The sequence below is a fragment of the Rhodococcus sp. EPR-157 genome (genome assembly GCF_001647195.1).
In the GTDB taxonomy this organism is placed as follows: domain Bacteria; phylum Actinomycetota; class Actinomycetes; order Mycobacteriales; family Mycobacteriaceae; genus Rhodococcoides.
Genome location: NZ_LVCV01000022.1, coordinates 1 through 10,158 on the forward strand (window position 1 = coordinate 1; position 10,158 = coordinate 10,158).

Here is a 10,158-nt window from a genome sequence, read left to right on the forward strand (position 1 = left end):
CAACGAGGTCCAAGCGTCGAAGGCGCTGCTCGATCACGTCGACGTGCATCCGGATCATGTCTTTCGGATGGCCGCGTCCGATGGCCCGCACGGAAGTGATCCTGAGGTGGCTGCGGCGACCTACGCACAGATCCTTGGGTCACGTTCTGGCGGCGAGCACACCCCCGAGTTCGACATTCACCTCCTCGGAATGGGAGGTGAAGGCCACATCAATTCGCTGTTCCCACATACGGATGCAGTGCGTGAGCAGCACCGATACGTGGTCGCGGTCGAGGACTCCCCCAAGCCACCTCCGGTTCGAATCACGTTGACGCTCCCCGCCGTACGTCGGGCGCAACACGTGTGGTTGCTCGTGTCGGGAGCGAACAAAGCCGAAGCCGTTGCCGCAGCGGTTGGTGGGGCCGATTCGGACGATGTTCCGTCGGCCGGCGCCGTCGGGTCCGAATCGACAGTGTGGTTCTTGGACACAGCAGCTGCATCGGGACTCGACAAGCAGTAGTACTCCGCTAATTGGGTTCCGCGCCGTCGGTGTCTCTTCTCTGCTGTTCTGCGTCCTCACTATCGCAGCATTCTTCGTGCGCGGTGTTCGACCTGACGAACCGCCTACCCTGCCCGCGGTAGGCGGTTCCGTCGCGCCATCTCTGCGCGCTGTTGCTGCATTGCCTCATACTTCTTTGGACGCGACCGGGCACCGTCCGGTTCCACCTACCCGGAGAGTCGCTCTAGCCGCTGTTCCGAAGCGCCGTCGCAAGGCCATTCATCGTGAGCAGAATTCCACGCTTGACGCGCTCGTCGTCGTCGCCTGCGCGGTAGCGCCGAAGCATCTCGACCTGCATCTGATTGAGCGGCTCGAGGTACGGGAACCTGTTGTGCACGGATCGTTCGAGCGAGGAGTTGTCCTCGAGCAGCCGGGAGTACCCGGTGATCTTCAGGTACATGTCGATGGTCTGGGCGTGTTCGGCCTCGATCATTCCGAAGATTCGACGGCGTAGCTCCTCGTCCGGAACGAGTTCGGCGTACCGAGCGGCGATTCCGAGATCCGACTTCGCCATCACCTGCGCGAGATTGGACAACACAGTCTGGAAGAACGGCCACTTCCGATACAGGTCGGTCAACACTGCCAACTTGGATTCGTCGCCATCGACCCACTCCGAGAACGCAGATCCGGTGCCGTACCAGCCCGGCAGCATCACGCGGCATTGACTCCACGACATCACCCACGGAATAGCGCGAAGGTCGTACACCGAATTCGTCGGCTTACGCGAGGCGGGCCTGCTTCCGATATTCAACTCCCCCACCTCGGCAACAGGGGTGGACGTCCGGAAGTACTCGACGAAACCAGGTTCCTCGTGAACCAGACGGCCGTATGCCGCGCGTGCTTTGGCCGCCAGGTCGTCGAGGACCTCGTAGGCCGGTTCGGCTCCGTCGCCGAGACCTTCGACGTCCAGAAGTGTCGACTCCAATGTGCCCGCGACGAGCGATTCCAGGTTTCGACGGGCCATGGACGGCTCGGCGTACTTGGCCGCAATGATCTCGCCCTGCTCGGTAAGCCGGAGCGAACCCTGCACGACGCCAGGAGGCTGCGCGAGGATGGCGTCGTAACTCGGTCCACCGCCGCGACCGACCGTACCGCCGCGACCGTGGAAAAGCCGCAACCTGATTCCGGTCTTGCGGGAAGCCTCCAGTAGGTCGAGTTCGGCACGATAGAGCGCCCAGTTGGCCGCGAGGTAGCCACCGTCCTTGTTGGAGTCGGAATAGCCGAGCATGACCTCTTGGTTCATGCCGCGGCCTGCGACCAACGCGCGGTAGACGGGAACATCGAGCGTGGCCACGAGAGTGGCAGCACCTTGCTGTAGATCCTCGATGGTTTCGAAGAGTGGGACGACGCCGACCGTCGACACCGGTGCCGTTCCATCGACGCCGGGATCGAAAATTCCCGCTTCTTTGAGCAGCAGCGCGGCCTCGAGCATGTCACTCACCGACTGGCACATGCTGATGATGTAGTTCTGAATCGTGTCGGGACCCAGGTGGTCGATCGCTTCCTTCGCCGCGCGCACGATGCCCAGTTCCTTGGCAGCGAGTTCGCTCAGCTCCGCGGTCGGGCCGACGAGCGGTCGACGAGTCGTGAGTTCACGGGAGAGGACAGCGACACGCTCATCCTCCTCCAACGACAGATAGTCGGGGTGCACGCCCGCCCACGCCAGCAGCTCCGCTACCACTTCCTCGTGTGTTTCCGAGTTCTGTCGCATGTCCAAGGCCTGCAGGTGGAATCCGAACGTTTCCACCGATCGGCGAAGTGACTGAAGCCGGTCGTCGGCGATCAGCGCGTCACCGTCGGCACGCAACGCACGGTCGATCGTGTCGAGATCATCGAGCACGTCCTGGGGCGTGGCGTAGGGAGTCGAGCCCAGGTCCAGTCCCGCGACGGGCACCGAATCGAGGACCTTCACCGCCGTCGCGGTGAGCCTGGCACGAATACCGCGCACAGCCACCCGATACGGCTCGTCGTTGCGCTGATCCTCTGGATCGCCCGATTTTGCTGCGAGAGTTGCCAATTCGTCGGTGACCGATACCAGGCGAGCAGACATCGACAGTTCTTTCTCCAGCGCGACCAGTTCATCGAGATAGCGCGAGAAGGCGGCAAAGCCTGCCTGATGGGTTGCAGTGTGTACAACGTCGGCGGTGACGTTGGGGTTGCCGTCGCGGTCACCACCGATCCACGAGCCGGGCCGCAGGATCGGCCGAGGAAGGAGATCGTCGTCCGGCCATCGCTGCCTCAGCGCCTCCCTGACATCGGCGTTGAGTGCCGGAATGACATCGAACAGCGAGGACTCGAAATAGCGGAGTCCAACCTCGATCTCATCCTGAATACGCAGGCGCGACAGCCTGATCAACGCGGTCTCCCACAACGTCAAGACCTGACGGCGAATCGACGCATCGATGACAGCAAGCTCTTTCGCGACCCGAGGACCACCCGCCGAGGGCATTGTGGTTGCGACCTCGCGCCTGCGCATGAGTTCGGTGATCTTGGACTGCACCTCGAACACCGTGCGACGGCGAGTCTCGGTCGGATGAGCCGTGATAACCGGGGCGACAAGCGAATCGGTCAGCGCTTCGGCGACCTGCGCCCTGGTCAGATGGGCGGCGTCGAGCTTGTTCCAGGTGGCGTCGAGACTGCTGTCCTGAGGCGGATCCTCGCGATCGAGATGGATGGCACGACGACGCTCACGGTGAAGATCCTCGGCAAGATTCGCGAGGAGGGAGAAATGACTGAAGGCTCGAATCAGCGGGATGGCCCGAGCCACTTCGACATCGGAGTAGATGCCGAGGGAATCGTGACGTCCGACCTCGGAACGTCGAACGGCAAAGGATTCGACACGAGCACGTTCGACAAGTTCGAAGACGTCGTCGCCCTCGTGTTCACGAATGATCTCGCCGAGAATTCCGCCGAGATAGCGGATGTCTTCCCGTAGCGGTTCGGTCAACTCGCGGCCATGCGCCGTGGGGGTGACGAACGCCGGAGATCCGGCCGACTCGAAGGGGGTTTCGCTCATGAAACGATTATCGTGCACGCGAACCCCGGATGCAGTCCGAGGGAGATCAGGAGAACTTGATCTCGAGACCGATTCCGAGAATCGCGATTAGCCAGACTATGCCAGTGAAGATGGTCAGCCGATCGAGGTTCTTCTCGACGACGGTAGAGCTCGACAGCGAAGATTGAACACCACCACCGAACAGACTGGACAGACCGCCGCCCTTACCCCGGTGCAGCAGCACCAGCAGAATGAGCGTCAGGCTGGTGACAACCAGCAAAATATCCAGGAACAGATCCATATCCGCCTCACATCGATTCAGCTCATAACCCACCACAGCCTACCTGCCGGGCGCACGCTGCCGTGCCACGCCCCTCACGGGCACGCGACACGGCAGCGTCGAGCTACTTCCGGCTTCTACCGATCAGGGCAGTGGCCCACCGGCGGCGATAGCCGACAGCGTGGCGAACTCGTCCGCCTTGAGCGAGGCGCCACCGACAAGGGCACCGTCGACGTCCGGCTGGCCGACGATTTCTCCGACGTTCTTGGCGTTGACCGAGCCGCCGTAGAGAACACGAACACCCGCGGCGACCTCAGCGGAGGCGAGGGTCTTCAGTTCTTCACGAATCGCCGAGCACACTTCCTGTGCGTCCGACGCGCTTGCGACCCGTCCGGTGCCGATTGCCCACACGGGTTCGTACGCAATGACGACCTTCGAGATCTCATCGGCGGACAATCCTGCCAACGATCCACGGAGCTGCGTCACGTTGTAGGACACGTGCTCACCGGCCTCGCGGATGTTGAGGCCCTCACCGATGCACACGATGGGGGTCAACCCGTGCTTCAACGCAGCCTTGGTCTTTGCCAGTACGGCCGCGTCGTCCTCGCTGTGCAACGTACGACGCTCGGAGTGTCCGACCACGACGAAGGTGCAGCCGAGCTTGGCCAGCATCGCGCCGCTGATCTCGCCGGTGTACGCGCCCGAATCGTGGGCCGACACGTCCTGCGCGCCGAAGGTGAGCAGAAGCTTGTCGCCCTCGATCAGCGTCTGCACGCTACGGATATCGGTGAACGGCGGGATGACCGTCACGTCCACCTTGTCGAAGTACTTCGCCGGGAGCGAGAAGGCGATCTTCTGCACCAGCGAAATTGCCTCGAGGTGATTCAGATTCATCTTCCAGTTGCCTGCGATGAGCGGCTTACGTGCCATGGTGGTTCAGCCTTCCAATGCCGCGAGACCGGGAAGCTGCTTGCCCTCGAGGTACTCGAGCGACGCGCCTCCTCCGGTCGAGATGTGCGAGAAACCGTCGTCCGGCAGTCCGAGCGCCCGGACGGCTGCGGCGGAATCGCCACCTCCGACGACACTGAAGGCGCCCTTCTCCGTTGCGCCGACGATCGACTCCGCGATGCCTTTGGTTCCGGCTGCGAACTTCTCGAACTCGAACACGCCGGCTGGGCCGTTCCAGAAGATCGTCTTGGCGTTGGAGAGCACCACACTGAATCGGCGGACCGATTCGGGTCCGATGTCCAGGCCCATCCAACCGTCGGGAATGCCCGACGCTTCGACCGTCTTTGCTTCTGCGTCCGCGGCGAACTTGTCGCCGACGACGATGTCCACCGGCAAGTGGATAACGTCGCCGAACCGCTCCAGCAGATCTTTGCAGACGTCGATCTGGTCCTCCTGCAGTAGCGAAGATCCGACCGAGTAGCCCTGCGCCGCAAGGAATGTGAAGGCCATGCCGCCGCCGATCACGAGGGTGTCGACCTTCGGAGCCAGCGCCTCGATGACGCCGAGCTTGTCCGACACCTTCGAGCCACCGAGAACCACTGCGTACGGCCGTGCCGGGTCCTCGGTGAGTTTGGCGAGCACGTCGACCTCGGTGGCCACCAGGCCGCCCGCGTAGGACGGCAGCAACTGCGCCACGTCGTACACCGACGCCTGCTTGCGATGGACGACGCCGAAGCCGTCGGACACGAATGCGCCCTCACCGTCGGTCAGTGCGACCAGCTCGGCTGCCAGCTTCGCTCGTTCCGTTTCGTCCTTGCTGGTTTCGCGAGGGTCGAATCGGATGTTCTCGAGCAGCAGCACGTCGCCGTCGGTGAGACCTTCTGCGCGGGCCTGGGCATCCTGACCGACGACATCGCCCGCCAACTGAACATGGCGTCCGAGTAGCTCGGCCAGCTTCGATGCCACCGGGGCGAGTGAGTACTTCGCATCCGGCTTGCCGTCCGGACGGCCCAGATGTGCGGTGACGATCAGCTTGGCGCCCGCGTCGAGCAACGCGTTCAGCGTGGGGAGCGACGCAACGATCCGACCGGGATCGGTGATGACACCGTTCTCGATCGGTACGTTGAAGTCCGAGCGCACGAGCACCGCGCGACCGGATACGCCTGCGTCGATCAAGTCCTGCAGAGTCTTGACTGCCATGTGATCAGAGAGACTTTCCGACGAGTCCGATGAGATCGGCGAGGCGGTTGGAGTAGCCCCACTCGTTGTCGTACCAGGACACGATCTTGACCTGGTCGTCGATGACCTTGGTGAGGCCTGCATCGAAGATGGACGAGTGCGGATCGGTGACGATGTCCGAGGACACGATCGGATCCTCGGTGTACTTCAGAATGCCCTTCAGCGGGCCTTCTGCAGCCGCCTTCATCGCAGCGTTGATCTCTTCGACAGACGCGGACTTCTTCAGGTTCGCTGTCAGGTCGGTAACCGAACCCGTCGGGATCGGCACCCGAAGTGCGTATCCGTCGAGCTTGCCGAGCAGCTGCGGGAGAACCAGGCCGATGGCCTTGGCTGCACCCGTTCCGGTCGGCACGACGTTGAGGGCAGCTGCACGCGCACGACGGAGGTCGCTGTGCGGGCCGTCCTGCAGATTCTGATCCTGCGTGTATGCGTGGATCGTCGTCATGAGGCCCTTGACGATGCCGAACTCGTCGTCGAGCACCTTGGCAATGGGGCCGAGGCAGTTGGTGGTGCACGAAGCGTTGGAGATGATGTTCTGGCTGCCGTCGTACTTGTCGTCGTTGACGCCCATGACGATGGTGATGTCCTCACCCTTGGCCGGAGCCGAGATGATGACCTTCTTGGCGCCGGCGTCGAGGTGTCCCTTGGCCTTTGCCGCATCGGTGAAGATACCGGTGGACTCGACGACGACGTCGACGCCCAGCTCGCCCCACGGAAGCTCGTTCAACGGTCCACGGTGCGCCAAGGCCTTGATGCGCTGATCCCCGACGACGATCGTGTCGTCACCGTCGAGCGAGACCTCGTACGGCAGACGGCCGAGGATGGAGTCGTACTTCAGCAGGTGAGCGAGCGTCGCGTTGTCGGTCAGGTCGTTGACAGCCACGATCTCGATGTCGGTGGTGCCCAGTGCTTTCTGCGCATCGACCGCCCTGAAGAAGTTACGTCCGATGCGGCCGAAGCCGTTCACGCCTACCCGGATCGTCACTGTTCGCTCCTAAGTTGTTGAACCAATTGTCGTGTTCTGCACGTAGGTACATCCCCACATGCGGTTTCCACCCTAGTGGTCAGGCTTCGGTTGCGCGCGCGTCACCCGCAACCTGGGTCAGGCCTCGTCGAGCAACTCCGAGGTGACCGCCGACTCCGTGTCCGGAATACCCGTGTCCTTCGCTTTCCGATCCGCCATCGACAACAACCGCCTGATACGTCCGGCGACTGCATCCTTCGTCATGGGGGGATCCGCAAGTTGGCCGAGCTCTTCGAGGGACGCCTGCCGGTGCTGAACTCGAAGCGAGCCTGCAGCGGCAAGATGATCGGGGACGTCGTCTCCGAGTATCAGCAGCGCCCGTTCGACCCGTGCTGCTGCTGCGACTGCGGCACGCGCAGATCGCCGCAAATTGGCGTCGTCGAAGTTGGCAAGCCGGTTCGCGGTCGCACGAACTTCTCGGCGCATGCGGCGCTCCTCCCACACCAACCGGGTGTCCTGTGCGCCCATCCGCGTCAGCAGTGCGCCGATTGCCTCACCGTCGCGCACCACCACTCGATCCGTTCCTCGCACCTCGCGAGCCTTCGCCGCTACCCCGAGACGCCGAGCCGCACCGACGAGCGCCAGGGCAGCCTCCGGACCAGGGCAGCTTATCTCGAGCGCCGAGGACCGACCGGGCTCCGTGAGCGATCCGTGCGCCAGAAAGGCGCCGCGCCACGCCGCCTCGGCGTCGCCGACCGTTCCACCGACCACCTGAGCCGGCAGACCTCGGACCGGTCGCCCACGCATGTCCAGCAACCCGGTCTGCCGCGCAAGAGCCTCGCCGTCCTTGGCGACACGCACCACGTACCGCGAACTCTTGCGCAGCCCGCCTGCACTGAGAACGTGTACGTCCGAGGAGTACCCGTACAGGTCGAATATCTCCCGGCGCAGACGTCGAGCGATCGAACCGAGGTCGACCTCTGCCTCCACCACGACTCGTCCGGCAACGATGTGAAGCCCACCGGCAAACCGCAGCAGAGCCGAGACCTCGGCTCGTCTACAACTCACCTGAGTGATGGCGAGCCTGCTGAGCTCGTCCTTCACCTCCGCTGTCATGGCCACGAAGTGATCCCCTCTCTGCGCGGCACACTCGACGCGGCATCTCCCTGTGAGGAGACGATGCTACCGAGGGCCGCAGCCAACTTTCCGAAATGATGAGCGTGAGTACCCGATTCGGCGACGTCGACGTAGACGACCTGGGCTCCCAAGCGTGCCGCCGCTCGCGCGAGATGTTCGCGTTCGCCGCCAGGGGGCACGAATGCCGAGTCGACCACCACATGGTCGACACCGAATTCGGGTGCGTGTTGGGACAGTACGTGCAGATGTCGTTCCGCGGAGAATCCAGTGGTCTCGCCGAGCTCAGGAGCAAGATTGAGGACCAGGACCTTCTGCGCCGAGGACCGAGCGAGCGCGGTCAGCAACTCCGGAACGAGAACATGGGGAATCACACTCGAGAACCACGATCCAGGTCCAAGGACCACGAGATCGGCAGCCGCGATTGCCGCTACTGCCTCCGGCGTCGCAGGTGGATCCGCCGGCAACAAACGGACGCGTCGGACCTTTCCGGGAGTCGTCGCTACCGCGACCTGCCCGCGGATGACACGGCTGACTCGCGGGTCGTCTTCCAGTCCCGACACATCCGCCTCGATGTCGAGCGGTATGGGCGCCATCGGCACCACTCGCCCGTCGATACCGAGCAACCGTGCCGCTTCGTCCAGTGCCAGCACCGTGTCCCCGAGCACTTCGGTGAGCCCAGCGAGGATCAAGTTGCCGACGGAATGGCCTGCCAGCGCGCCCGACCCGCCGAATCGGTGCTGCATCACGTCGGCCCACATCCGGGTCCGCGGCTCCTCCGAAGACAACGCCGCCAGTGCCATTCGGAGGTCACCCGGTGGAAGCATGCCGAGTTCGGCTCGGAGGCGTCCCGAGGATCCGCCGTCGTCGGCGACGGTGACGACGGCGGTCACGTCCGATGCGAGCATCCGCGCGGCGCTCAGCGTCGCGTAGAGACCGTGGCCGCCGCCCAGTGCGACAACCTTCATCCCGGTGTGTGTGGATCTCGTCATTCGCGGCCCACATCTCGGTGCAGGACCCGCACCGACAGGTCGTCGTGCCGAGCGAGCATGGCTGCCAGTGCTTCGGTCATGGCCACGCTTCGGTGCTTTCCGCCGGTACAGCCGACCGCCACGGTCATATAGCTCTTGCCCTCTCTGCGGTATCCGTCGACCGTCAGCTGCAGAAGGTGGTGATAGGTCTCCAGGTAGTCCTGGGCGCCGGCCTGACCGAGTACGTAGTCACGAACTGCGGCCTCCCGTCCGGTGTGCTCGCGCAGTTCGGGAACCCAGTGAGGGTTCGGCAGGAATCGGACGTCACAGACGAGATCGGAATCGATCGGCAGGCCGTACTTGAAACCAAACGATTGCACCGTGACACCGATCATCGCGGCGTCCGTTCCTCCGAACGACGCCTCGACCCTTCGCCGGAGCTGATGCACCGACAGGGACGTGGTGTCGATGACCACGTCGGCGGCCGCCTTGACCTGCGCCAGACGCTCCCGCTCCGCGGCAATTCCCTCGGTCAGAGTTCCGTCCTGGCCATCGTTCTGCAATGGATGACTTCGCCGGTTGGACTCGAAGCGCTGAATCAGAACGGCGTCGGTCGCGTCGAGGAACAGCACCCGATTGCGCACGCCCTTCGTGTCCAGCTCGCGCACGACCCAGCCGAGATCACCGGTGAACAGCCGACTGCGCACGTCCATGACCAGTGCCAGCCGCTCGATTCGTGGCTCGGACTCCAGTCCGAGATCGATCATCTTGGAGATGAGTTCGGGCGGTAGATTGTCTGCGACGTACCAGCCCAGATCTTCCAGAACCTTGGCCGCCGTACGGAGTCCGGCGCCCGACAGTCCCGTGACCAGGGCGACCTCGATATTGTCCGATTCGCTCACGTGAACGCCTGCCCTGTCGAAGTTGTCTCGGACCGACCCCGAACCTGCCCGACATCATCATTGCCCACCTGCGGAACCGCCGGGGCCAAACCTACCCCCTGCGCAGCTTCCGGGTCACCGGCACCGAGCGCGTCGAGCACTGCTTTGGCAGTCGTCTCGCCGATCCCGGGAACCTCGGTGATCTCGG

At 63.6% G+C, this 10,158-nt stretch carries 10 protein-coding genes; 1 reads left to right on the top strand and 9 read right to left on the bottom strand.

Translation table 11 applies throughout. The annotated features are described in order from the left end of the window. Positions 1–499 (top strand): 6-phosphogluconolactonase (pgl, locus tag A2J03_RS00925; protein ID WP_068368465.1); only part of this gene is annotated, 499 nt, incomplete at its 5' end. A 223-nt stretch (positions 500–722) separates the two neighbouring features. Here the strand turns inward: pgl and ppc are convergent. The 9 genes from ppc to A2J03_RS31420 all read right to left on the bottom strand — a co-directional run. Then, positions 723–3,554, bottom strand: coding sequence for a phosphoenolpyruvate carboxylase (gene ppc / locus A2J03_RS00930; protein ID WP_068368469.1), 2,832 nt, complete (start codon positions 3,552–3,554; stop codon positions 723–725). 46 nt (positions 3,555–3,600) lie between these two features. Next, positions 3,601–3,834, bottom strand: coding sequence for a preprotein translocase subunit SecG (gene secG / locus A2J03_RS00935; protein ID WP_068368472.1), 234 nt, complete (start codon positions 3,832–3,834; stop codon positions 3,601–3,603). 123 nt (positions 3,835–3,957) lie between these two features. Next, a complete protein-coding gene (gene tpiA, locus A2J03_RS31410; protein WP_068368476.1) occupies positions 3,958–4,743 on the bottom strand; it encodes a triose-phosphate isomerase in 786 nt (261 codons plus the stop codon). Between the two features lie 6 nt (positions 4,744–4,749). Further along, on the bottom strand, positions 4,750–5,961 hold the full coding sequence (locus A2J03_RS31415) for a phosphoglycerate kinase (protein WP_068368479.1): 1,212 nt from the start codon (positions 5,959–5,961) through the stop codon (positions 4,750–4,752). 4 nt (positions 5,962–5,965) lie between these two features. Next, complete coding sequence (gene gap, locus A2J03_RS00950) at positions 5,966–6,985, bottom strand: type I glyceraldehyde-3-phosphate dehydrogenase (RefSeq protein WP_068368482.1); 1,020 nt, start codon at positions 6,983–6,985, stop codon at positions 5,966–5,968. Positions 6,986–7,102: 117 nt separating this feature from the next. After that, positions 7,103–8,086, bottom strand: a complete 984-nt coding sequence (gene whiA / locus A2J03_RS00955) for a DNA-binding protein WhiA (RefSeq protein WP_068368485.1) — start codon at positions 8,084–8,086, stop codon at positions 7,103–7,105. Continuing rightward, on the bottom strand, positions 8,077–9,090 hold the full coding sequence (locus A2J03_RS00960) for a gluconeogenesis factor YvcK family protein (RefSeq protein ID WP_068368488.1): 1,014 nt from the start codon (positions 9,088–9,090) through the stop codon (positions 8,077–8,079). The genes whiA and A2J03_RS00960 overlap by 10 nt, the downstream gene beginning before the upstream one ends. Continuing rightward, the gene (rapZ, locus tag A2J03_RS00965) at positions 9,087–9,971 is read right to left on the bottom strand and encodes an RNase adapter RapZ (RefSeq protein WP_068368491.1); all 885 of its coding nucleotides are present in this window, start codon (positions 9,969–9,971) and stop codon (positions 9,087–9,089) included. Before rapZ ends, A2J03_RS00960 begins: the two co-directional genes overlap by 4 nt. After that, positions 9,968–10,158 (bottom strand): hypothetical protein (locus A2J03_RS31420; protein ID WP_156520124.1); only part of this gene is annotated, 191 nt, incomplete at its 5' end. The genes A2J03_RS31420 and rapZ, both read right to left, overlap by 4 nt.

Bases quoted from the DNA above. Each gene is read 5' to 3' on its own strand.
- ppc (WP_068368469.1), bottom strand. From the start codon at position 3,554: ATGAGCGAAACCCCCTTCGAGTCGGCCGGATCTCCGGCGTTCGTCACC.
- secG (WP_068368472.1), bottom strand. From the start codon at position 3,834: ATGGATCTGTTCCTGGATATTTTGCTGGTTGTCACCAGCCTGACGCTC.
- tpiA (WP_068368476.1), bottom strand. From the start codon at position 4,743: ATGGCACGTAAGCCGCTCATCGCAGGCAACTGGAAGATGAATCTGAAT.
- A2J03_RS31415 (WP_068368479.1), bottom strand. From the start codon at position 5,961: ATGGCAGTCAAGACTCTGCAGGACTTGATCGACGCAGGCGTATCCGGT.
- A2J03_RS00960 (WP_068368488.1), bottom strand. From the start codon at position 9,090: ATGACGAGATCCACACACACCGGGATGAAGGTTGTCGCACTGGGCGGC.